The sequence below is a fragment of the Nonomuraea sp. NPDC049400 genome, assembly GCF_044466425.1.
Classification (GTDB): Bacteria; Actinomycetota; Actinomycetes; order Streptosporangiales; family Streptosporangiaceae; genus Nonomuraea.
Genome location: NZ_JBITMP010000011.1, coordinates 19,389 through 41,376 on the forward strand (window position 1 = coordinate 19,389; position 21,988 = coordinate 41,376).

The following is a 21,988-nucleotide window of genomic DNA, read 5'->3' on the forward strand; positions in this document are numbered from 1 at the left end:
GGCGTGTGATGGCGCTGGCTGGGCAAGGGACGGTGCCTTCCGTGCCGGGCATCGCATATGGAACGGCGTTCGCGTTGGGCGGCACCTAAGGAGCGGGTTGTGCGGGTGGCATTCGTGCTGGGCACCACGTCCGGCGGCACCGGGCGGTATGTCCTGATGCTGGTCGAAGGGTTGGTGCGGCGCGGGCACCAGGTTGCCGTCATCGGGCCGCGCAGCGTGGAGGAGCAGTTCTCCTACACCCGTGCGGGAGCCCGTTTCGCGGAGGTGGCCGTGTCGGATCGGCCGCACCCGGTGAACGACCTGCGTGCGGTCCTGACCATCAGGCGGTTGACCCGGGACGCCGACGTCGTGCACGCCCACGGACTGAGAGCCGGAGCGCTGGCAGGGCTGGCGACGCTGGGGCGGGGCGGGCGCGCGAGGCTGGGGCGGGACTGTGGGCCGCGGCTGGTTGTCACCCTGCACAACGCGCTGACCGCCGGTGGGTTCATCGGGTTCGTCTACGGGGTGCTGGAGCGGATCGTGGCGCGGCGGGCCGACCACGTGCTCGTGGTGTCGCCGGACCTCGGCGAGGGCATGTCCAGGCTCGGCGCCCGGGACGTGCGGGCCGCCGTGGTGCCCGCACCCGCGCCTGGGCCGGCGAAACGCACGCCTCAGGAAGTCAGGGACGAGCTGGGCGCGGGTGAACGGCCTGTTCTGCTGACGGTCGCCCGGCTGGCCCAGCAGAAAGGGCTCGAGACGCTGCTCGACGTCGCCGCCGGGCCCTGGCCGTCCGGAGATCCGCTGTTCGTGATCGCGGGCGACGGGCCGCTGCGCGAGGAGCTGCGGCGCAGGATCGAGGCCGAGAAGTTGCCCGTGCTGTTGCTGGGGCACCGGAAGGACGTGCCCGACCTGCTCGGGGCCGCCGTCGCCCTGCTGATGCCGAGCCGCTGGGAGGGCCAGCCGCTCACCCTTCGCGAAGCGCTCATGTCGGGAACACCGGCAATCGCCTCGGAAGTAGGGGGGATTCCAGAAATTTTGGGGGATGCCGGGATCCTGGTCCCTTACGGGGATGTCGAGGGGCTGCGCGCGGCCGTACGAGAGCTGATCACAACGCCGGGACCTGCGGAAACTCTGGCAGCGGCGGCCGAGCGGCGGGGGCGGGAGATGCCCGGCGCGGATGATGCCGTGGAGAGCGTGCTGGCCGTGTACGGCCCTCAAGATCGGGAGGATGATTAGGCCGGGTGAGGGCGTTCTCATATACTGCCTGGGTTAGGGAGGGGAGTATCCCTTCGCGACAGCCTCGTCATCACGGTGCAGCCCCACTCCACGGGGCCCCCGGGGCTGCCGGTCCGCGGTTGTGAGCGGGCGGGAGAGACCTCCGGCAATGAGTCGTGCATGCCGGAGGGTCGTGAGACGTGGCTGTACCCATGTGGGCCTGGATCGCCGTGATCGGCGGTCTTCTTGTTGTCCTCGCAATTGACTTGTGGATCGTCGACCGCGGAGAAGCCCGAGAGTTCTCCATGCGGCAGGCCGGATACTGGGTAACGTTCTACGTCGCCCTCGCCGCGGCGTTCGGTGTGATTCTGTGGACCACGGCCGGTGCCGGCACTGCCGGGGAGTTCTTCGCCGGCTACATCACCGAATACAGCTTGAGCGTCGACAACCTCTTCGTCTTCTTCATCATCATGAGCAGGTTCGCCGTGCCGCGGGCCTACCAGCACAAGGTCCTGCTCGTGGGCATCCTGCTCGCGCTCGTGATGCGCGGCATCTTCATCGCGCTCGGAGCCGCGGCGCTGGAGCGCTTCAGCTGGCTGTTCTACGTGTTCGGCGCCTTCCTCGTCTACACGGCGGTCAATCTCATCCGCCAGCACCTCAAGGGTGAGGAAGATGAGTTCAACGAGAACGTCGTGCTGAGGTGGGTGCGCCGGGCGTTCCCCACCACCGAGGGGTACGTCGGCTCCAAGGTCACCGTCAAGATCGACGGCAGGCGCATGGTGACTCCGATGCTCATCGTGATGGTCGCGATCGGGAGCACCGACCTGTTGTTCGCGCTCGACTCGATTCCCGCGATCTTCGGGCTCACCAAGGACCCCTTCATCGTCTTCACGGCCAACGCGTTCGCCCTGATGGGGCTGCGTCAGCTCTACTTCCTGCTGGGCGGGCTGCTCCAACGACTGGTGTACATCAGCTATGGTTTGGCGTTCATCCTCGGGTTCATCGGGGTTAAGCTGATATTGGAGGCGTTGCATGCCAGCCATGTCTCCTGGGCGCCCGAAATCCCCATCTGGGTGTCGCTCTCGGTCATCGGTGCCACCATGGTCGTCACCACCGTGGCCAGCCTGGTCAAAGCACGTATCGACGCGCGCCAGGACGAGCAGCCGCACCCGGAGCAGGTCTAGCGAAAAGGACTTCGAGGCGCTTTGCTTGTGTAGTTGCGCCGTGTCATAGTTGCTTGTTCTGTAACATCACGGCAAAGCGCCCAATTCAGTCTCCACCAAAGGTTGTACGTGTCAGACGATTCTGCCAAGTCGAGCCGCGTCCGGCTCGCACGCGGGGTCTCCCCGTGGCTCATCCCGACGGCGGCCGCGGCGGCCGCCACCGCGCTGCTGACGCGCAAGGACCGGCGATGGGCGCTCGCGGCGGCGCCGCTGAGCGCGCTCACCGGGGGCATGCTCTGGTTCTTCCGCGACCCTGACCGCACGCCGGGCGAGGGTCGCATCCTGTCGCCCGCCGACGGGGTGGTACAGAGCATCGACCCGTGGCCGGACGGCCGCACCAGGGTCGCGATCTTCATGAGCCCCCTGAACGTACATGTCAACCGCGCCCCTCTTGCGGGAAATGTCGCATCCGTGCAGCATGTGGCAGGTGGGTTCCTGCCGGCGTTCAACAAGGACAGCGACCAGAACGAGCGCGTGGTGTGGCATTTCGAGACCGCGCTGGGCGACATCGAGATGGTGCAGATCGCGGGCGCGGTCGCGCGCAGGATCGTGCCGTACGTGAGCAGCGGGGCGAAGGTCGCGCAGGCCGAGCGGATCGGGCTCATCAGGTTCGGTTCGCGCGTCGACATCTACCTTCCCGAAGGGATATCTCCCGCGGTGTCCGTGGGCGAAAAGACGGTTGCGGGGGTGACCAGAATTGACCGCGGCTGACGCCGGTAGTTGGCAGGCGGACGAGGAGGAAGAACCTCGTGGTCCGGTCGGCAAGGCGTTCCGCCTGTCGGCTGCGGACTCCCTCTCGCTGGGCAACGCGGTCTGCGGGTTCCTCGCCGTGTGCGTCCTGGCGTACTCCGCGATCCAGCAGCTCCAGGGCGGTCACCGTTTCACGCCCGACCCGAGCTACTTCGCCACCGCCATCGTGCTGCTGCTGATCGGCGCGACGTGCGACCTGTTCGACGGCCTCGTCGCGCGGCGCTTCCGCGCCTCCGCGATGGGCGCCGAGCTCGACAACCTGGCCGACGTCATCAGCTTCGGGTTCGCGCCCGCGTTCATGGTCGTGATCTGGGGCGGGTTCACCGACCAGGTGCCGTTCACGATGGTGGTCGCCGCGGCGGCGGCAGTGCTGGTGGCCGGGGTCGTACGCCTGGCCAGGTTCGCCTGCGTCAAGACCAAGAGCGGCGACTTCATGGGCCTGCCCATCCCCATGGGCGCCATGACCGTGATCTCCATCGTGCTGCTGTTCCAGCCGAGCATCTGGTCGCTGCTGGCCGTGCTCGGGGTGGCGTGGCTGATGGTCAGCCGGATCGAGTACCCCAAGCCGAAGGGGCAGCTCGCGGCGGGCGTCCTGGGCTGGATCATGGTGAACGTGGCGTTCTTGACCTTCTGGGTGGCCTGGCCGGAAGGCGGCGACCTGCCGATCAAGATCGGCGCGAGCATGCAGATCGCGCTCGTGGCGGCGATCCCGCTCCGGATGATGGTCTACAAGCGGGAGCAGCGCCGGGAAGCGGCCACGCGCGTCGGCAACTGACGGGATTTTTCGTCTTACTTCGGCTTTGATGGAGCCATGTCGGCTACGCCGCGCGAGCACACGCGCACGTACTATCTCGGCAAGCTGGCCACGGAGCTGGAGCAGCGCGGGCTGACCGCCACGTTGCGGTCCTACCCGCCCGCGTTGCGCATCAGCGACCCCGACACGGTGATGCTGGCGGAGACCGTCGACTGCGTTCCGCTGCCGGAGGGATGGTTCTACCGGTGGTCATGGGGCGACCTCGTGGGGATCGCCGACGACCCGGCCCTCGCCGCCGACCGCATCGTCCACGTCCTGGCCGCGCGCCACTGATCCCGCCCTTCGCCCTGGACTGTCAGCGGGCCCGTACAACCGGCCGTGACAGATGGTCACCGGCTTCGGTCCGGACGCCAAGGGCGGCGCTACCAGCCGCGGGCCTCCCATTCCGGGAGGGCGGGGCGCTCGACGCCCAGCGTGGTGTCCTTTCCGTGGCCCGGATACACCCACGTCTCGTCGGGGAGGCGGTTGAAGATCCGCTCTACCACGTCGTTGTAGAGCTGGGTGAAGCGCTGCGGGTCCTTCCAGGTGTTGCCCACGCCGCCCGGGAACAACGAGTCGCCCGTGAACAGGTGGTGGCCCGCCTCGCCCCCGTCGTACAGCAGGGCGATCGAGCCGGGCGTGTGGCCGCGCAGATGGATGACCTCCAGGGTGATCGCGCCGACGGTGATCGTGTCGCCGTGCTCGACCATGCGTTCCACCGGCACCGGGAGGGCGGGCGCGTCGAGCGGGTGGGCGATCACGTCGGCGCCTGTCACCTTGCTCACCTGCTCCAGAGCCTGCCAGTGGTCGCCGTGCTGGTGCGTGGTGACGATCGAGCGCACCGGCTGGTCGGTGATCAGCGCGAGCAGGCGGTCGGCGTCGGCGGCCGCGTCGATCAGCAGCCCTTCGCCGGTCTCCGTGCACCGCAGCAGGTAGGCGTTGTTGTCGTACGGGCCGACGGCCAGCTTGCAGATCGTGAGCGCGGGCAGCTCGCGCACGTCGGCGGGACCGCCGACCTGGACGTCACCTGTGTAGGTCATATGTAGTCCTCCGGGGGTGTCGCGGGCAGATCAGCGGGGGCCGGCATCGTCAGCCACGGCGGCGGCTCTGGAAGGACGGCGCCGCCGGGCGTGCACGGCTGCCCCACGGGGACCAGCGTAACGCCCTCGCCGCTGGATCTTCCGGTCAGCCAGGCCAGCATGTCGGCGGGCGCGCCCTCGACCGCGGGGCCGGGGCCGGGCCACCTGTCGATGACGCCGCCGGAGCGTTCTTGAGTACGACCTCGCTCACCGTGCTGCGGGCGTGTGGCCGGCATGCGCGGCAGTCGTGGAGTTCGCGCAGGACGAACGGCTCCGGCCAGTTCCGGGGGCCGTACCCGGCGGCCAGGCCCATGTGGTGGAGGCCGGTCTCGCGCAGGCGGCGTGCCAGGAGGTACCGGCAGGATGCGCGGGTGGGCGCATGCCCTCCACCGGCGCGGACCAGCACTCGCGCGGCAGGCCGCGGACGGCGGCGGTCACCATGGGCACGGAGCGGCGAGCCTGGGGCGGAGAGCGGCAGCTTGCGTGACCAGCGGAGCCCCGTGCGAGCGCGACCATGGGCACGGAACGGCGAGCCTGGGGCGGAGAGCGGCAGCTTGCGTGACCAGCGGAGCCCCGTGCGAGCGCGACCATGGGCACGGAGCGGCGAGCCTGGGGCGGAGAGCGGCAGCTTGCGTGACCAGTGAGGAGGTGTTCTGGGCGAGGTGGGCGAGCACGTGGCCCCTGGTCCAGCCGGGCAGGAGGAAGGGCGCGGTGATGTCGGCGTCGGACAGGGACGCGTCGTGGCCGGCAACTGGCCGGTGGCTGAGGTCAGTTGGGCCTGCAGCGCGGGTAGAACGGTCATGTCTGGATATTTCATCAGTTAGGGTTCTGGGCCGGGGCCGGCATAAAGCCGCAGGTCAGCTGGTTGAATGCGGAAGGGCTCCTGCCAGGGTGGGAGATGGTCGTAGTCTGTGAAGGACGGATTTTCGGGGGCCGGGCAACGGTCCGCCGAAATTGTCGGAGCCCCCGTCTACCATCCCCGTGGACCTATCCGCCTTTTGACCTCCGGGATCGCCGTGGCTGACCGCCTGATCGTGCGTGGTGCACGAGAACACAACCTCAAGGACGTCTCGCTCGACCTGCCGCGAGACTCGCTGATCGTCTTCACGGGCCTGTCCGGCTCCGGCAAGTCGAGCCTGGCCTTTGACACGATCTTCGCTGAGGGTCAGCGGCGCTACGTCGAGTCCCTGTCGGCGTACGCCCGCCAGTTCCTCGGCCAGATGGACAAGCCCGACGTCGACTTCATCGAGGGCCTGTCGCCCGCGGTGTCGATCGACCAGAAGGCGACCAGCAAGAACCCCCGTTCGACCGTCGGCACGATCACCGAGGTCTACGACTATCTGCGCTTGCTCTGGGCGCGCATCGGCAAGCCCCACTGCCCGGTGTGCTCGCGTCCGATCGCGCGGCAGACGCCCGAGCAGATCGTCGATCGCGTGATGGACCTGGAGGAGGGCACCCGCTTCCAGGTGCTCGCGCCGGTGATCAGGGGCCGCAAGGGCGAGTACGCCGAGCTGTTCCGCGAGCTGCAGACCAAGGGCTTCGCCCGGGCCAGGGTCGACGGCACCGTCGTGCGGCTGGAGGAGCCGCCGACGCTGAAGAAGTACGAGAAGCACGACATCGAGGTCATCGTCGACCGCCTGTCGGTCAAGGAGTCGGCGCGGCGCAGGCTCAACGACTCGGTCGAGACGGCGTTGCAGCTGTCGGGCGGCACGATCACGCTGGAGTTCGTCGATCTGCCCGAGGACGACCCGGGCCGTGAGCGTTTCTACTCCGAGCACCTCTACTGCCCGTACGACGACCTGTCGTTCGAGGAGCTTGAGCCCCGCTCGTTCTCGTTCAACTCGCCGTTCGGCGCCTGCCCCGAGTGCACGGGCCTCGGCACGAAGATGGAGGTGGACCCCGACCTGGTGGTGCCCGACCCCGAGCGCACGCTCGGCGACGGCGCGCTCCACCCGTGGTCGGGCGGTCACACCAGCGAATACTTCGTCAGGCTGATCGAGGCGCTCGGCCACACGGTCGGGTTCACGCTCGACACGCCGTGGGAGAAGCTGCCGAAGAAGGCGCAGAAGTCGCTGCTGTACGGGCACGACGAGCAGGTGCACGTCCGCTACAGCAACCGCTACGGCAGGCAGCGCTCCTACTACACCACCTACGACGGTGTCATCCCGTGGGTGCAGCGCCGGCACGCCGAGGCGGAGAGCGACTCGACCCGCGAGCGGTTCGAAGGCTACATGCGCGAGATCCCGTGCCCGGCCTGCAAGGGCGCCAGGCTCAAGCCGGTCACGCTGGCGGTCACGGTCGCCGACAAGTCGATCGCCGAAGTGGCGGCCATGTCGATCGGCGAGTGCGCGAAGTTCCTGGCCGGGCTCAAGCTGTCCGACCGCGACATGCAGATCGCCGAGCGGGTGGTCAAGGAGATCAACGCCCGCATGGGCTTCCTGCTCGACGTCGGCCTCGACTACCTGACCATGGACCGCGCCGCCGCCACCCTGGCGGGAGGCGAGGCCCAGCGCATCAGGCTGGCCACGCAGATCGGCTCCGGCCTGGTCGGCGTCCTGTACGTGCTCGACGAGCCGTCCATCGGGCTCCACCAGCGCGACAACATGCGGCTGCTCGACACGCTGATCAGGCTGCGCGACATGGGCAACACGCTGATCGTGGTGGAGCACGACGAGGACACGATCGCCGCGGCCGACTGGGTGGTCGACATCGGCCCCGGCGCCGGTGAGCACGGCGGCCAGGTCGTCGTGTCCGGCACCGTCCAGGAGCTGCTGTCCAGCGAGGAGTCGATCACCGGCCAGTACCTGTCCGGGCGCAAGAGCATCCCGATCCCGCCCAAGCGCCGCAAGCGCGACAAGAAGCGGCAGATCACGGTCAAGGGGGCGCGCGAGCACAACCTCAAGGGGGTCGACATCGACTTCCCGCTGGGTGTGTTCACGGCGGTCACGGGCGTGTCGGGGTCGGGGAAGTCGACACTGGTCAACGACATCCTCTACAACGCGCTGGCCAAGGAGCTCAACGGGGCGCGCACGGTGCCGGGGCGGCACTCGCGGATCAACGGCATGGACCACGTGGACAAGGTCGTCCACGTCGACCAGTCACCGATCGGGCGCACCCCCCGCTCCAACCCGGCCACGTACACCGGCGTCTTCGACCACATCCGCAAGCTGTTCGCGGCCACGACCGAGGCGAAGGTGCGCGGCTACCAGCCCGGGCGCTTCAGCTTCAACGTCAAGGGCGGGCGCTGCGAGGCGTGCGCGGGCGACGGCACCATCAAGATCGAGATGAACTTCCTGCCGGACGTCTACGTCCCCTGCGAGGTCTGCCACGGCGCCCGCTACAACCGGGAGACGCTGGAGGTCCACTACAAGGGCAAGACGATCTCCGAGGTGCTCGACATGCCGATCGAGGAGGCCCTGGGCTTCTTCGACGCGATCCCCGCGATCAAGCGCCACCTGCAGACGCTCCACGATGTCGGCCTCGGCTACGTACGGCTCGGGCAGCCCGCCACCACGCTGTCCGGCGGTGAGGCGCAGCGGGTCAAGCTCGCGTCGGAGCTGCAGCGGCGGCAGACGGGGCGGACCATCTACGTGCTGGACGAGCCGACCACCGGCCTGCACTTCGAGGACATCCGGCGGCTGCTCGGCGTGCTCGGGCGGCTCGTGGACGGCGGCAACACGGTGATCGTCATCGAGCACAACCTCGATGTGATCAAGACGGCCGACTGGATCATCGACATGGGGCCCGAGGGCGGGTCCCGCGGTGGGACGCTGGTCGCGAGCGGGACGCCCGAGGAGGTCGCCCTGGTGGACGAGAGCCACACGGGGCGCTTCCTGCGGAAGATCCTCGCTTTCTGAGCGGGCTCGCGCGGCACCTGTCTTGCGGGGCCGCGCGTGACGACACGCCCAGGGCCGGCCGAGGTCACGTCCGGGGCGCGCCGGAACGGTGGTGCCTGCGGCGTGCGTGCTGACGCCGCTCGACGGTTTCCCTCGGTGCCGGAGCCCGTGAGCCGGGCGGCTCCGGCGCAGGGCTGCGTGCCGCTTTTCGGCGCGTCGGGCCGGGCCTGCGCCGCTCGATCGGCGCGGTGGTCGGTGGCGATGGGTGGCTGACGGCTTGTGAGCCGGTGCAGGCGCGCCAGAAGCGGTCACGGGCCCGTGCGTGGCGATGTGTGATCAGCGGGTGGTGCTGGTGCGGGCGGGTGTGATCTGCGGGCGGCGCGGGTTCGGGCGTGGTGGCGTGTGATCAGCGGGTGGCGCTGTGCGGGCGGATGTGATCAGCGGGTGGCGCGGGCGCGGGCGCGGCGTTTGGCGGCGTCGCCGCGCTCCAGCCACCACTCCGCCACCAGCAGCGGCAGCACCCAGCCCAGCCACGCGCTCAGCGCCGCCACCGTGCTCGCCAGCAGCGTCTCGTCGCCGTGGAAGGTCGTGTCCAGCTGCGGCGACAGGGCGATGAAGAACACGACGCCCCAGAGGCGGTTCGTGACGATGGACATGGTCAGGGCGAAGCTGCGGACCATCCATCGGCGGTGATCGACGAACCTGCGCTGCCTCGCCATCCGCCAGCCCGCCAGCGTGCAGCCCACCCAGACGGACGCCAGGACGACGCCGCTGGCCGCCGTCACGGGGCCGAAGAACGGGGTGGTCACGCTGACCACCACTGCGAGCAGGCCGCTCGGGAGGCAGCCGCCGAAGACGTACACCCGGCCGATCATCCGGTGTGCGCGCGGGTAGCGTCCGCGGAACCACGGCCAGATCTGCAGGCAGCATGTGATCATCGCGATCGAGCCGAAGACGACGTGCAAGGAGAGCACCGCGAAGTGCGGCGGGAAGAAGTCCGGAGCGGGCACGCGGGACTGGGCCGGGTCCAGGGACAGGTACGGCGGCAGCGAGTACGCGACGAACACGGCCGACACCACCGCCAGCGGGGCCACCCAGGGACGCCGCCACCAGCGGGGCCTGGACGGGGAGGCGGGCGGGCGTTCTGTCGTAAGAGTCATGCACGCAGGCTCGGCCCCGCCGCTGACCGCCGGCCTACCGCTCACTGACCGCCGACGCGTCTGTGGCGGCCGGGCTCGCGGCCGCCACCCGCGCATCGGACCGAGGGGTGCCGCCAATAAGGTTGAGTATCGGTAACGGCCTGACCTGCAGGGGGTCAGCGGCGACGCGGAGGGTCGGCAAATCATGACGGTTACTGAGCGGGGCGGAGCCATGCCCGAAAACGGGTTCGGGCGGCGCGAGGCGCTGGGCGCGGCCGGGATCGCGGTGTGCGGGCTGGCGCTGGCCGGGTGCGGCGGGGGAGCGAGCAAGGCCCAGCCGAGCATCAAGGGCAAGGTCATCGCCAAGACGGCCGACGTGCCGGTGGGCGGCGGCACGGTGATCGAGGACCTGCAGGTCGTGGTGACGCAGCCCACGCAGGGCGTCTACAAGGCGTTCAGCTCCGTCTGCACGCACAAGGGCTGCGCCGTCAGCACCCCCAAGGACAACGTCATCAGGTGCGCCTGCCACGGCAGCGAGTTCTCCGCCGACAGCGGCAAGGCCACCAAGGGACCCGCGACCGCCCCGCTGGCGTCCTACAAGGTGAAGGTCGAGGGCGACGGCATCGTGGTCGCCTGAACGCGTACTTATGCATGGTGACCCGGATTGGGCTCGGGCACGCTGAACCGGCACGAGGGCGCCGGCCGTACCTGAAGTGAAAGCCAATCTGGGAGGAACGCACCATGACGGATACGACGCGCCGGACAGTGGTCTTCAGCGCCGGAGGCGCCGGACTCGCGGCGGTTCTGACGGCATGCGCGAGCTACGGGGCGCCGACGACGGAGGCGAGTGCGGAGCCGCCGGCGGAGGAGCCCTCGGAGTCGTCGTCACCGAAGAAGAAGAAAACGGCTCCGCAGAGCAAGGCCCTGGCCGACACGGCTGACATCCCCGAGGGCGGCGGGAAGGTCTTCGAGAGCGAGAAGGTCGTGGTCACGCAGCCGACCGCCGGGGAGTTCAAGGCGTTCACGGCGGTCTGCACCCACCAGGGCTGCACGGTGGCCAGCGTCTCCAACAAAACGATCAACTGCCCGTGTCACGGCAGCAAGTTCAACATCAACGACGGCTCCGTCGAGGACGGGCCCGCCAGCGAGCCGCTCGCGGAGAAGAAGATCACCGTGGACGGCGACAAGATCCGGCTCGCATAGGCCGCGTCTCATGAATTTCTCACCTGAGTGCGGTTGGGTGAGCACATGGGAGAAGACCTACAGAGTCGCCGTGTCATGATCGCTGGTGTCGGAGCCGGTGGCCTGGCGCTGGCCCTCACCGCCTGTGGCGGCAGCACTGAAACCGCACAGCCCGCAGCCGCCGGGTCGAGCGCGCCGCAGTCCGGCGCGCCGTCCGGTGGTGCGCTGGCCAAGACCGCCGACATCCCCGTCGGCGGCGGCACGGTCTTCAAGGAGCAGAAGATCGTGGTCACCCAGCCCACGTCGGGCGAGTTCAAGGCGTTCAGCGCCGTGTGCACGCACAACGGGTGCACGGTCGGCAGCGTCTCGGACGGGATGATCGTCTGCCCGTGCCATAACAGCAAGTTCGCCATCGCGGACGGCTCGGTCAAGGCCGGGCCCGCCGACAAGCCGCTGCCCGCGCAGCAGATCAAGGTGGAAGGCGACCAGATCACGCTCGCGTAGCCGGGCGTCCCCGGCGGGGGGCTCGTCGCGCCCGCGGAAGGCGCGGCGGGTCACCTTGTCGGTACGGGCTACTAGGCTTTGAATGTGGCGAGATCAGCGGGCAGTCCCTTGAGTTTCCGGCCCAAGCCGGGTTCGATCCCCGATTCCCCGGGGGTCTACCGGTTCAGGGACGCGCACGGCCGGGTGATCTACGTCGGCAAGGCCAAGAGCCTGCGCCAGCGGCTCAACTCCTACTTCGCCGACTTCTCCGCGCTCCACCCCCGCACCCAGTCGATGCTGACCACGGCCGCCGACGTCGACTGGACGGTCGTGGGCACCGAGGTCGAGGCGCTGCAGCTCGAATACTCCTGGATCAAGGAGTTCGACCCGCGCTTCAACGTGAAGTACCGCGACGACAAGTCGTATCCCTATCTCGCGGTCACCATGGGCGAGGACTTCCCGCGCGTGCAGGTGATGCGCGGGGCCAAGCGCAAGGGCACGCGCTACTTCGGCCCCTACTCCCACGCGTGGGCCATCCGCGAGACCGTCGACCTGCTGCTGCGGGTCTTCCCGGTGCGCACGTGCAGCGCCGGGGTGTTCAAGCGGGCCGGCCAGATCGGCCGCCCGTGCCTGCTCGGCTACATCGACAAGTGCTCGGCGCCCTGCGTCGGCCGGGTCACCCCGGAGGAGCACCGCGAGCTGGCCGAGGACTTCTGCGACTTCATGGCGGGCAACACCAGCCGCTTCATCAAGCGCCTGGAGAAGGAGATGCGCGAGGCCGCCGCGGAGCAGGAGTACGAGCGCGCGGCCCGGCTCCGTGACGACATCCAGGCGCTGCAGCGGGCGCTGGAGAAGCAGGCCGTGGTGCTCGGCGAGGGCACCGACGCCGACGTGATCGCGCTGGCCGAGGACCCGCTCGAAGCCGCCGTGCAGGTCTTCTACGTGCGCGGCGGCCGCATCCGCGGCCAGCGGGGATGGGTGGTCGACAAGGTCGAGGAGACCTCGCCAGGCGAGCTGGTCGAGCAGTTCCTCCTCCAGATGTACGCCGAGGCGAGCCCCGACGCGATGCCGCGCGAGGTGCTCGTGCCCGCCCTGCCGCCCGACTGCGAGGCGGTCGCCGAGCTGCTGACCGAGCAGCGCCGCGCCCGCGTCGAGGTGCGCGTGCCACAGCGCGGCGACAAGAGGTCGCTGATGGAGACCGTCGAGCGCAACGCCAAGGAGTCGCTCGCGCAGCACAAGATCCGTCGCGCCAGCGACCTGACCACCCGCAGCAAGGCGCTGCAGGAGATCGCCGACGCGCTCGACCTCGACCAGGCGCCGCTGCGCATCGAGTGCTACGACGTCTCCCACCTGCAGGGCGAGAACGTCGTGGCGTCGATGGTGGTCTTCGAGGACGGGCTGGCGCGCAAGAGCGAATACCGGCGCTTCGCCGTCAAGACCAAGGAGGGCGACGTCGCCTCGATCTACGAGGTGATCATGCGCCGGTTCCGCCGCTACCTTGAGGAGCGCTCGGCCACCGGCGAGCTGGCGCCCGACGACGACGGCGGCCATGGCCCCATCGACCCCGAGACCGGCAAGCCGCGCAAGTTCGCCTACCCGCCCAACCTCGTCGTCGTCGACGGCGCGGGTCCCCAGGCGGCGGCCGCGCAGCGGGCGCTCGACGAGCTCGGCATCGACGACGTTTCGGTGTGCGGCCTGGCCAAGCGGCTGGAGGAGGTGTGGCTGCCCGGCGACGACCAGCCGGTGATCATGCCACGTTCAAGTGAGGGTCTCTACCTGTTGCAACGCGTGCGGGACGAAGCACACAGGTTCGCCATCACCTACCATCGGTCCAAGAGGTCCAAGTCGGTGAAGGAGAGCGCGCTCGACAGCGTGCCGGGCCTCGGGCCGGCGCGCAGGCAGGCGCTGCTCAAGCACTTCGGCTCCGTGAAGAAACTACGCGAGGCCACTGCCGCGGACATCTGTGAGGTTCCAGGCATCGGCCCGTCCATCGCCGAGGTCATCGTGTCGACGCTGAAGGGAGAGTCACCTTGATCTCGCCAGGACGCCAGGGCCTGTCCGGGTGCCTCCGCTATGGTGGTGCGCCCGGGCAGGGCGCGCGGGACGGAGAGAGGAAATGAGCACCGAGCCGGCGTTCGTCATCGTCACCGGCATGTCAGGGGCGGGGCGCAGCACAGCCGCCAAAGCGCTGGAGGACCTGGGCTGGTTCGTCATCGACAACCTGCCGCCCGGGCTGCTGTTCGCGATGGCGGAGGAGGCGGGCAAGGTCAAGCTGGCCGCCGACAAGGTGGCGGCCGTCGTTGACGTGCGCAGCCTGGCCTTCACCACCGACCTCAACGCGGCCATCGAGGAGCTCGAAGGGCGCGGCGTACGGGTGCGGGTCGTGTTCCTCGAGGCCAGCGACGAGGAGCTGGTGCGTAGGTTCGAGAACGTCCGCAGGCCGCATCCCCTGCAGGGCGAGGGGCGGCTGGTCGACGGGATCACCCGCGAACGGGGCATCCTGCGGGAGGTCAGGGCCAACGCCGACCTGGTGATCGACACCTCCTCCCACAACGTCCACGACCTGCGCAACAAGATCGTCGCGTACTTCGGCGGTGAGGACCGGCCGGGGCTGCGGCTCAACATCGTGTCCTTCGGGTTCAAGTACGGGCTGCCGGTGGACGCCGATCTCGTGATCGACTGCCGGTTCCTGCCGAATCCGCACTGGGTGCCCGAGCTGCGGCCGATGAGCGGGCTCGACGCGCCGGTGAGCGAATACGTGCTGGGGCAGCCGGGGGCCAAGGAGTTCCTCGACGCGTACGAGGAGGTCCTGCAGGTGGTCGCCGCCGGATACGCCCGGGAGGGCAAGAGCTACGCCACGCTGGCGGTGGGCTGCACCGGAGGCAAGCACCGCAGCGTGGCCATGGCCGAGCAGATCGCCGCCCGCCTGCACGACCGCGAGATGGAGGTCCAGGTGAGCCACCGGGATGTGGGGCGGGAGTGACCGATGAAGACGGCGCAGCGGCAGCTTTGCCGCATCCGGTAGCGGGCGATCCTCCCGTGCCCGTGGGCGAGGATGCCCTGCCGGTCAGGGACGCGCCTGACTTTGGCCCGGTCTCGGATGGCGGTGGGGAACGGCCTGGTGGCGGTCCAGTCTCGGATGGAGCCGGGGGACGGCCTGGTGGCGGCTCGGCCTCGGACGGCGGTGGCGAACGGGCTGGTGGCGGCCCGGTCTCGGAGGAGGCCGGCGGGGGCGTGTGCCCCGTGCGGCTTTCGCGCTCGGCCGAGGAAAGTCCGGTGCCGGGAGAACGCGGGGTGCATCCGGGATTCGGGCCGCACGTCGTGGCGCTGGGCGGCGGGCACGGGCTCTACGCGTCCCTGTCCGCGTTAAGGATGGTGACCGATCGGCTGACGGCCGTGGTGACCGTCGCCGACGACGGCGGGTCCAGCGGGCGGCTCAGGCGCGAGCTCGGCGTGCTGCCCCCTGGCGACCTGCGGATGGCGCTCGCCGCGCTGTGTGGCGACGACGAGTGGGGCAGCACCTGGAGCGAGGTGGTGCAGCACCGCTTCCGCAGCGAGGGCGAGCTGCACGGGCACGCCGTCGGCAACCTGCTCATCGTCGCGCTGTGGGAGCTGCTCGGCGACCCCGTGGCGGGGCTCGACTGGGTCGGGCGGCTGCTGGGGGCGCATGGCCGTGTGCTGCCGATGGCGTCGGTGCCGCTCGACATCGTGGCGCAGGTCGAGCTCGACGGCGTCATCTCGACCGTGTGCGGGCAGGTGGCCTGCGCGCTGACGCCCGGACGTGTGCAGGCGATCTCCCTCGTGCCGGAGGACCCGCCCGCGCGCCCCGAGGCGGTCGAGGCGGTGCTGGAGGGCGACTGGGTGGTGTTCGGGCCGGGGTCGTGGTTCACCAGCGTGCTGCCGCACCTCAAGGTGCCCGAGCTCGCGAGGGCGCTGCACACGACCAAGGCGCAGCGGCTCGTCACGCTCAACCTGGCGCCCCAGCCGGGCGAGACCGACGACTTCTCCCCCCAGCAACACCTGGAGGTGCTCAGGCAACACGCCCCAGACCTGTCGATCGACGTCGTGCTCGCCGACACCGGGGTGGTGGACGACCCCGGTGCGCTGGAGAAGGCCGCCTGGGCACTCGGCGCGCGGCTCGTGATGGCCGACGTGGCCACCGCCGACGGCTCGCCGAGGCATGACCCACGACGTCTTGCCTCCGTCCTGGACGAGATTTTCCTCCAGAAGCGTTGATCCTGGCCGGCGCGGTGCGAAGGTGCGAGAGACTGCTGAGAGCCGGTCTGAATGGGGGAGAGGACTAACGCATGGCCATGACAGGTGTGGTGAAGGACGAGCTGAGTCGCCTGCCGGTGCTTAAGCCGTGCTGCCGTAAGGCGGAGGTTTCGACGCTGCTGCGGTTCGCCAGCGGCCTCCACCTGGTGGGCGGGCGGATCGTGATCGAGGCCGAGCTCGACACCAACGCCACCGCGCGGCGGCTGATCAAGGACATCGGCGAGGTGTTCGGGCACAAGGCCGAGGTTCTCGTGCTCGCACCCGCCGGGCTGCGTAAGGGCTCGCGCTACGTCGTACGCGTCTACCGCGACGGCGAGGCCCTGGCCCGGCAGACGGGCCTGATCGACAACCACGGCCGACCGGTGCGCGGCCTGCCCCGCCAGGTGGTGGCGGGCGCCGCCTGCGACGCGGAGGCCGCCTGGCGTGGCGCGTTCCTGGCGCACGGCTCGCTCACCGAGCCGGGGCGTTCCATGTCGCTCGAGGTCACCTGTCCGGGCCCGGAGGCGGCGCTCGCGCTGGTGGGCTCGGCGCGGCGCCTCAAGATCCACGCCAAGGCCCGTGAGGTGCGCGGAGTGGACCGCGTCGTGGTGCGCGACGGCGACGCGATCAGCGCGCTGCTCACCCGCCTGGGGGCGCACGACAGCGTGCTGGCCTGGGAGGAGCGGCGGATGCGCCGCGAGGTGCGGGCCACCGCCAACCGGCTGGCCAACTTCGACGACGCCAACCTGCGGCGCTCGGCCCGTGCGGCGGTCGCGGCCGGTGCGCGGGTGCAGCGGGCGCTGGAGATCCTCGGGGACGAGGCGCCGGACCACCTGGTGGTGGCCGGGCGGCTGCGGGTGGAGCACAAGCAGGCGTCCCTGGAAGAGCTGGGGCAGATCGCCGACCCGCCGCTGACCAAGGACGCCATCGCGGGGCGCATCCGCCGCCTGCTCGCCATGGCCGACAAACGCGCCTCCGACCTGGGGATTCCGAACACCGAGGCGAACCTCACCGTCGACATGCTCGCCCCCTGAGCGCTCGCCGTCTTTCGTGGCGCGCCGTCGCCGATCAGGACCCCCGTCCGTTACGGCTGCGTACGGTGGACCGCACGTCGCCGACGCGGGGTGCCGGCTGTCATGGCCGGTCGTCGTGACGACGCCTATTCTGCCCTCCATGGTGGTAGGCCCTGGGGCGTCTCCACGGGAGCCGGCCGAAGTGAGTGGGTGGCTCAGTCCTTGGCGGGCTTGCGGGGAGTGAACAGGTCCGTTGTGGGCTTCGGGGCCGGGGCCTGAGCGGGCTCGAACGGAGCGCGATACTCGGGCTCCTGCTGCTCCGCCTCCTCGGCCGCCAGGGCGCGCTGGGCGCGGCGGACGCGGGCCACGCGGAGGGTGAGCAGGGCGAGCGCGGCCAGAGCGGCCACGGCGATGTAGAGCCAGGCGGCCCATGTCTCAGACAAGGGGTCCCGGTAGAGCGACGGCGCGTAGGGGAGGCCGGCGGAGAAGTTGTCCAGGGTGATGTCGGCCAGGTCGGCGGGGCCGCGCTCGGCCGGCGGGGTGCGCAGGGTGGCGCCGATCATGATCGACGCTCCCGCGATCTGGCCCGCGGCCACGGCGCCGCCCGCGTACAGGGCCGCCACGGGGACCAGGACGACACTGCGGGGGCGTGCCGCGCCCATCGCCAGGACGACGATCAGGGCGATCGCGAGGGACGAAACCAGCGAAAGAGGATGGCCGTTCCCGAACGTCGCGACGGCCTCGGGAAGGCGGTTCTGGAACAGGACGGCCGCCCCCAGCGCCGCCGCGCAGACCAGCGCGGCGAGCAGCCCTGCGACCAGCCCGGGCAGCAGGCCCGACCGCTTGTGTGACATCTCAGCCCCCAGAGAATGCACGAATTTACATCGATGAGTCGGGCACTTTACTCGAACGCCGCAAAACGCGCCCCCTGAACACGGATTCAGACTGGGTACCTGTAGTGGTCTAAACCAATTTGCGTCCGATAAGGTTCGTGGTTGAGGTTTCAGCCCGCCATCTGGTTCGAGGAGATCGGTTCCCGTGAGCATCCGCGTAGGCGTCAACGGCTTCGGCCGTATCGGCCGCAACTTCTGGCGCGCTGTCGCCGCCAGCGGCAAGGACATCGAGATCGTCGCGGTCAACGACCTGACTGACAACGCGACGCTCGCTCACCTGCTGAAGTACGACAGCATTCTGGGCCGCCTGCCGTACGAGGTGAAGGCCACGAGTGACGAGATCACCGTCGACGGCAAGGCGATCAAGGTCTTCGAGGAGCGCGACCCGGGCAAGCTGCCCTGGGGCGACCTCGGTGTCGACGTGGTGGTGGAGTCGACGGGTCTGTTCACCGACGCCAACAAGGCCAAGGTGCACGCCGAGAACGGCGCGAAGAAGGTCATCATCTCCGCCCCGGCGAAGAACGAGGACGTCACGATCGTGCTCGGCGTCAACGAGGGCTCGTACGACCCGGCCAGCCACACGATCATCTCCAACGCCTCCTGCACCACCAACTGCCTGGCGCCGATGGCCAAGGTCCTCCACGACACCTTCACCATCGAGAAGGGTCTGATGACCACCATCCACGCCTACACGCAGGACCAGAACCTTCAGGACGGCCCGCACAAGGACCTGCGCCGCGCCCGCGCCGCCGCGCTCAACGTGGTGCCCACCTCCACCGGCGCCGCCAAGGCCATCGGCCTGGTCCTGCCCGAGCTCAAGGGCAAGCTCGACGGCTTCGCCATGCGCGTGCCGATCCCGACAGGCTCGGCCACCGACCTCACGGTCGACGTGAGCCGCGAGGTCACCGTCGAGGAGGTCAACGCCGCGGTCAAGGCCGCCGCCGAGGGCCCGCTCAAGGGCATCCTCAGCTACACCGAGGACGAGATCGTCTCCTCCGACATCGTCACCGACCCGGCCTCGTGCATCTTCGACGCCGGCCTGACCAAGGTGATCGGCAACCAGGTCAAGGTCGTCGGCTGGTACGACAACGAGTGGGGCTACTCCAACCGCCTCGCCGACCTCGTCGAGCTGGTCGGCCGCGGCCTCTGATCCCACCGCGCCCGCGCGAGAGAGCGCCGTTGCCTGGACTGAGGAGCGCAGGGAGCGTAGCGACCGGAGTGACGAGGGAAGGCGACGGCTCCCAGCGACCGAGCGCGCCTCACGGGAGTGAGGCCATGGACGCTGCAGCGCCGTTGCCTGGACTGAGGAGCGCAGGGAGCGTAGCGACCGGAGTGACGAGGGAAGGCGACGGCTCTCCAGCGACCGAGCCGCCTCCACGGAGTGGAGGCAATGAACAGGAGCATGAGCATGCGCACGCTCGACGATCTCGACGTGAAGGGGCGGCGCGTGCTCGTGCGCGCCGACCTCAACGTCCCCCTCGACGGGGAGACGATCACCGACGACGGCCGCATCCGGGCGTCGGTGCCGACGATCAAGGCGCTGGTGGAACGTGGCGCCAAGGTCGTCGTCTGTGCCCACCTGGGCAGGCCCAAGGGCAAGGCCGATCCGAAATACTCGCTCAGGCCGGTCGCCGGTCGCCTGGGCGAGCTGCTCGGCCAGGAGGTGGCCTTCGCCGCCGACGTGGTCGGTGACAGCGCCCTGAGCACGGTTGAAACGCTCCAGGACGGCCAGGTGGCGCTGCTGGAGAACCTGCGCTACGAGCCGGGCGAGGAGTCCAAGGACGACGCCGAGCGGGCCGCGTTCGCGGCGAAGCTGGCCGGGCTGGCCGAGCTCTACGTGGGCGACGGGTTCGGCGCGGTGCACCGCAAGCACGCCAGCGTCTACGACGTGCCCAAGCTCCTGCCGCACGCGGCGGGCGGGCTCGTCGTGGCCGAGGTCGAAGTGCTGAAGAAGCTGACCGAGAGCCCGGAGCGGCCCTACGCCGTGGTGCTGGGCGGCGCCAAGGTGTCCGACAAGCTCGGCGTCATCGCCAACCTGCTGACCAAGGTCGACCGGCTGCTGATCGGCGGCGGCATGGCGTACACCTTCCTCAAGGCCCAGGGCTACGAGGTCGGCAAGTCGCTGCTCCAGGAGGACCAGCTCGACCAGGTGCGCGGCTTCCTCAACGAGGCCGCCGAGCGCGGCGTCGACCTGGTGCTGCCCGTCGACATCCTGGCGGCGGTCACGTTCGCGCCGGACGCCGAGCACGACGTGGTCGAGGCCACCGCGATCCCAGCCGACCGCGAGGGGCTCGACATCGGGCCCAAGACGCGCGAGCTGTTCGCCGCCAAGCTGGCCGACGCCAGGACCGTCTTCTGGAACGGCCCCATGGGCGTGTTCGAGTTCGACGCGTTCTCCGGCGGCACCAGGGCGGTGGCGGAGGCACTGATCACCTCTGGAGCGTTCACCGTGGTGGGCGGCGGCGACTCGGCGGCCGCCGTACGGAAGCTGGAGCTTCCCGAGGACGGCTTCTCGCACATTTCCACCGGTGGCGGGGCCAGCCTCGAATATCTCGAGGGCAAGACCCTTCCCGGACTCGCGGCTTTGGAGGACTGAGACACCCATGAGCACCCGGAAGCCGCTCATCGCCGGCAACTGGAAGATGAACCTCAACCATCTCGAGGCCATCGCGCTGGTCCAGAAGCTCGCCTTCGCCCTCAACGACAAGGACTTCGACAAGGTCGAGGTCGCCGTCCTGCCGCCGTTCACCGATCTGCGCAGCGTGCAGACGCTGGTCGACGGCGACAAGCTCAGGATCGAGTACGGCGCCCAGGACCTGTCGCAGTACGACGCCGGCGCCTACACCGGTGAGATCTCGGGCGCCATGCTGGCCAAGCTCGGCTGCACGTACGCGGTCATCGGCCACTCCGAGCGCCGCCAGTACCACGACGAGGACGACGACCTGGTCAACGCCAAGGTGCAGGCCGCCTACCGCCACTCGCTCACCCCGATCCTCTGCGTCGGGGAGGGCCTGGCGGTGCGCCAAGAGGGCGGCCACATCGCGCACAGTCTCGGTCAACTCGACGGCGCGCTGCGCAAAATCACCGCCGAGCAGGCAAAATCGATAGTGGTGGCCTACGAGCCGGTGTGGGCGATCGGCACCGGCGAGGTGGCCACCCCGGAGGACGCCCAGGAGGTCTGTGGCGCGCTGCGAGTCAGACTCGCTGAGCTCTACGACTCCGAAGTGGCCTCCGGTGTCCGTATCCTTTACGGTGGCTCGGTCAAGTCAGGCAATATCGCGGGGATCATGGCTCAACCCGATGTCGATGGCGCGCTCGTGGGCGGTGCCAGCATCGACGCCGGGGAGTTCGCGAAGATCTGCCGCTTCTACGATATGCCGGGCTAACTGAGCCGTTCCGGGGGTGCGACTTGACAACAGGCCGTACCCTCAGAAGGCAAGTCTGAATCGTCACGCGTAACAAAGCATTGAAGGAACAGGCATACCGTGGAAATCGGAATCTCCATCGCCCTCATCCTGGCGAGCGGTCTCATGATCCTGCTCGTGCTGCTCCACAAGGGCAAGGGTGGCGGCCTGTCTGACATGTTCGGCGGCGGTTTCTCGTCGAACTTCGGTGGTTCCTCGGTGGTGGAGCGCAACCTCGACCGGCTGACCGTGATCACGGGCACGATCTGGTTCGTCTGCATCATCGCTCTCGGCTTGCTCATGAAGCCCTGAGCAACAAGTTAACGCGTGACAGTGATTCTCCCCCCGTGTCTGCGCGCGGGGCGATCGAGCGAGGAGTTCATCCGTGGGTAGTGGCAACGCGATCCGTGGCAGCCGAGTCGGCGCCGGCCCTATGGGGGAGGCCGAGCGCGGCGAGGCAGCTCCGAGAGTGCGGGTCTCGTTCTGGTGCGCCAACATGCACGAGACGCGCCCCAGTTTCGCCAGTGACGCGGCGGTCCCCGAGATGTGGGACTGCCCACGTTGTGGCCTTCCTGCCGGACAGGACGAGTCGGCCCCACCTGCCCCGCCGAAGAACGAGCCGTACAAGACGCATCTTGCCTACGTGAAGGAGCGCAGGAGCGACAAGGACGGCAAGGCGATCCTCGAGGAGGCACTGGAGCGCCTGCGTAACAACAAGTCCCCCTGGTAGTTGGCTGAGTTCGGC

Annotated in this window: 23 protein-coding genes; 18 read left to right on the top strand and 5 right to left on the bottom strand. The window is 69.4% G+C overall.

Features of this window, described 5'->3' with window-relative positions; translation table 11 throughout:
- The first annotated feature begins 99 nt into the window (after positions 1-99).
- The 5 genes from ACIBVN_RS18755 (at position 100) to ACIBVN_RS18775 (ending at position 4,254) form a co-directional block, all read left to right on the top strand.
- Positions 100-1,215, top strand: a complete 1,116-nt coding sequence (locus ACIBVN_RS18755; protein ID WP_397137896.1) for a glycosyltransferase family 4 protein — start codon at positions 100-102, stop codon at positions 1,213-1,215.
- 179 nt (positions 1,216-1,394) lie between these two features.
- Positions 1,395-2,378, top strand: a complete 984-nt coding sequence (locus ACIBVN_RS18760) for a TerC family protein (protein ID WP_397137898.1) — start codon at positions 1,395-1,397, stop codon at positions 2,376-2,378.
- Positions 2,379-2,486: 108 nt separating this feature from the next.
- On the top strand, positions 2,487-3,128 hold the full coding sequence (locus tag ACIBVN_RS18765) for a phosphatidylserine decarboxylase (RefSeq protein ID WP_349448981.1): 642 nt from the start codon (positions 2,487-2,489) through the stop codon (positions 3,126-3,128).
- Positions 3,115-3,942 (top strand): CDP-diacylglycerol--serine O-phosphatidyltransferase, encoded by an 828-nt coding sequence (gene pssA, locus ACIBVN_RS18770; protein ID WP_397137900.1) that lies wholly within the window; start codon positions 3,115-3,117, stop codon positions 3,940-3,942. The genes ACIBVN_RS18765 and pssA overlap by 14 nt, the downstream gene beginning before the upstream one ends.
- Positions 3,943-3,978: 36 nt before the next feature.
- Positions 3,979-4,254: a hypothetical protein gene (locus ACIBVN_RS18775; RefSeq protein WP_349448979.1), complete on the top strand. Its 276-nt coding sequence runs from the start codon at positions 3,979-3,981 to the stop codon at positions 4,252-4,254.
- An 89-nt stretch (positions 4,255-4,343) separates the two neighbouring features.
- Here ACIBVN_RS18775 and ACIBVN_RS18780 read toward each other — a convergent pair whose 3' ends face one another.
- The 3 genes from ACIBVN_RS18780 to ACIBVN_RS18790 all read right to left on the bottom strand — a co-directional run bounded on the left by ACIBVN_RS18780 (position 4,344) and on the right by ACIBVN_RS18790 (position 5,851).
- Complete coding sequence (locus tag ACIBVN_RS18780; protein ID WP_397137903.1) at positions 4,344-5,000, bottom strand: MBL fold metallo-hydrolase; 657 nt, start codon at positions 4,998-5,000, stop codon at positions 4,344-4,346.
- A complete protein-coding gene (locus tag ACIBVN_RS18785; protein ID WP_397137905.1) occupies positions 4,997-5,275 on the bottom strand; it encodes a hypothetical protein in 279 nt (92 codons plus the stop codon). Before ACIBVN_RS18785 ends, ACIBVN_RS18780 begins: the two co-directional genes overlap by 4 nt.
- Before the next feature lie 198 nt (positions 5,276-5,473).
- Positions 5,474-5,851, bottom strand: coding sequence for a maleylpyruvate isomerase N-terminal domain-containing protein (locus ACIBVN_RS18790; RefSeq protein ID WP_397138384.1), 378 nt, complete (start codon positions 5,849-5,851; stop codon positions 5,474-5,476).
- Between the two features lie 204 nt (positions 5,852-6,055).
- On the opposite strand from ACIBVN_RS18790, the gene uvrA reads away from it, so the two are divergent.
- Positions 6,056-8,896, top strand: coding sequence for an excinuclease ABC subunit UvrA (gene uvrA / locus ACIBVN_RS18795; protein WP_397137907.1), 2,841 nt, complete (start codon positions 6,056-6,058; stop codon positions 8,894-8,896).
- Between the two features lie 416 nt (positions 8,897-9,312).
- On the opposite strand, the gene ACIBVN_RS18800 is transcribed toward uvrA, so the two are convergent.
- The gene (locus ACIBVN_RS18800) at positions 9,313-10,035 is read right to left on the bottom strand and encodes a DUF2306 domain-containing protein (protein WP_397137909.1); all 723 of its coding nucleotides are present in this window, start codon (positions 10,033-10,035) and stop codon (positions 9,313-9,315) included.
- Between the two features lie 211 nt (positions 10,036-10,246).
- On the opposite strand from ACIBVN_RS18800, the gene ACIBVN_RS18805 reads away from it, so the two are divergent.
- From ACIBVN_RS18805 to whiA, 7 genes are all read left to right on the top strand, one after another.
- Positions 10,247-10,651, top strand: a complete 405-nt coding sequence (locus ACIBVN_RS18805) for a Rieske (2Fe-2S) protein (protein ID WP_397137911.1) — start codon at positions 10,247-10,249, stop codon at positions 10,649-10,651.
- A 104-nt stretch (positions 10,652-10,755) separates the two neighbouring features.
- Complete coding sequence (locus ACIBVN_RS18810; protein ID WP_397137913.1) at positions 10,756-11,217, top strand: Rieske (2Fe-2S) protein; 462 nt, start codon at positions 10,756-10,758, stop codon at positions 11,215-11,217.
- 75 nt (positions 11,218-11,292) lie between these two features.
- Entirely contained in the window at positions 11,293-11,700 is a 408-nt protein-coding gene (locus tag ACIBVN_RS18815; protein ID WP_397137915.1) for a Rieske (2Fe-2S) protein, read from the top strand.
- 108 nt (positions 11,701-11,808) lie between these two features.
- A complete protein-coding gene (gene uvrC, locus ACIBVN_RS18820) occupies positions 11,809-13,713 on the top strand; it encodes an excinuclease ABC subunit UvrC (RefSeq protein ID WP_397138386.1) in 1,905 nt (634 codons plus the stop codon).
- 82 nt (positions 13,714-13,795) lie between these two features.
- Positions 13,796-14,662, top strand: coding sequence for an RNase adapter RapZ (rapZ, locus tag ACIBVN_RS18825; protein ID WP_397137917.1), 867 nt, complete (start codon positions 13,796-13,798; stop codon positions 14,660-14,662).
- Between the two features lie 293 nt (positions 14,663-14,955).
- Positions 14,956-15,915, top strand: a complete 960-nt coding sequence (yvcK, locus tag ACIBVN_RS18830; protein ID WP_397137919.1) for a uridine diphosphate-N-acetylglucosamine-binding protein YvcK — start codon at positions 14,956-14,958, stop codon at positions 15,913-15,915.
- A gap of 71 nt (positions 15,916-15,986) precedes the next feature.
- A complete protein-coding gene (whiA, locus tag ACIBVN_RS18835; RefSeq protein ID WP_138670245.1) occupies positions 15,987-16,967 on the top strand; it encodes a DNA-binding protein WhiA in 981 nt (326 codons plus the stop codon).
- Between the two features lie 194 nt (positions 16,968-17,161).
- On the opposite strand, the gene ACIBVN_RS18840 is transcribed toward whiA, so the two are convergent.
- The gene (locus ACIBVN_RS18840; protein WP_397137921.1) at positions 17,162-17,800 is read right to left on the bottom strand and encodes a hypothetical protein; all 639 of its coding nucleotides are present in this window, start codon (positions 17,798-17,800) and stop codon (positions 17,162-17,164) included.
- A gap of 184 nt (positions 17,801-17,984) precedes the next feature.
- Between ACIBVN_RS18840 and gap the strand changes: the two genes are divergently transcribed.
- The 5 genes from gap to ACIBVN_RS18865 all read left to right on the top strand — a co-directional run bounded on the left by gap (position 17,985) and on the right by ACIBVN_RS18865 (position 21,973).
- Entirely contained in the window at positions 17,985-18,989 is a 1,005-nt protein-coding gene (gap, locus tag ACIBVN_RS18845; protein ID WP_397137923.1) for a type I glyceraldehyde-3-phosphate dehydrogenase, read from the top strand.
- 258 nt (positions 18,990-19,247) lie between these two features.
- On the top strand, positions 19,248-20,435 hold the full coding sequence (locus ACIBVN_RS18850; RefSeq protein WP_397138388.1) for a phosphoglycerate kinase: 1,188 nt from the start codon (positions 19,248-19,250) through the stop codon (positions 20,433-20,435).
- Between the two features lie 7 nt (positions 20,436-20,442).
- Positions 20,443-21,225 carry a triose-phosphate isomerase gene (tpiA, locus tag ACIBVN_RS18855; protein ID WP_397137925.1) on the top strand — a complete coding sequence of 261 codons (783 nt, stop codon included), beginning with the start codon at positions 20,443-20,445 and terminating at the stop codon, positions 21,223-21,225.
- A 99-nt stretch (positions 21,226-21,324) separates the two neighbouring features.
- Positions 21,325-21,555 carry a preprotein translocase subunit SecG gene (gene secG, locus ACIBVN_RS18860; protein ID WP_139630497.1) on the top strand — a complete coding sequence of 77 codons (231 nt, stop codon included), beginning with the start codon at positions 21,325-21,327 and terminating at the stop codon, positions 21,553-21,555.
- 73 nt (positions 21,556-21,628) lie between these two features.
- Complete coding sequence (locus tag ACIBVN_RS18865; protein WP_185076998.1) at positions 21,629-21,973, top strand: RNA polymerase-binding protein RbpA; 345 nt, start codon at positions 21,629-21,631, stop codon at positions 21,971-21,973.
- Positions 21,974-21,988: the final 15 nt, after the last annotated feature.

Coding starts and splice junctions, on each gene's coding strand:
- ACIBVN_RS18775 (WP_349448979.1), top strand. CDS start 3,979: ATGTCGGCTACGCCGCGCGAGCACACGCGCACGTACTATCTCGGCAAG.
- ACIBVN_RS18780 (WP_397137903.1), bottom strand. CDS start 5,000: ATGACCTACACAGGTGACGTCCAGGTCGGCGGTCCCGCCGACGTGCGC.
- ACIBVN_RS18785 (WP_397137905.1), bottom strand. CDS start 5,275: ATGCCGGCCACACGCCCGCAGCACGGTGAGCGAGGTCGTACTCAAGAA.
- ACIBVN_RS18800 (WP_397137909.1), bottom strand. CDS start 10,035: ATGACTCTTACGACAGAACGCCCGCCCGCCTCCCCGTCCAGGCCCCGC.
- ACIBVN_RS18805 (WP_397137911.1), top strand. CDS start 10,247: ATGCCCGAAAACGGGTTCGGGCGGCGCGAGGCGCTGGGCGCGGCCGGG.
- ACIBVN_RS18810 (WP_397137913.1), top strand. CDS start 10,756: ATGACGGATACGACGCGCCGGACAGTGGTCTTCAGCGCCGGAGGCGCC.
- ACIBVN_RS18815 (WP_397137915.1), top strand. CDS start 11,293: ATGATCGCTGGTGTCGGAGCCGGTGGCCTGGCGCTGGCCCTCACCGCC.
- rapZ (WP_397137917.1), top strand. CDS start 13,796: ATGAGCACCGAGCCGGCGTTCGTCATCGTCACCGGCATGTCAGGGGCG.
- whiA (WP_138670245.1), top strand. CDS start 15,987: ATGGCCATGACAGGTGTGGTGAAGGACGAGCTGAGTCGCCTGCCGGTG.
- ACIBVN_RS18840 (WP_397137921.1), bottom strand. CDS start 17,800: ATGTCACACAAGCGGTCGGGCCTGCTGCCCGGGCTGGTCGCAGGGCTG.
- ACIBVN_RS18850 (WP_397138388.1), top strand. CDS start 19,248: ATGCGCACGCTCGACGATCTCGACGTGAAGGGGCGGCGCGTGCTCGTG.
- tpiA (WP_397137925.1), top strand. CDS start 20,443: ATGAGCACCCGGAAGCCGCTCATCGCCGGCAACTGGAAGATGAACCTC.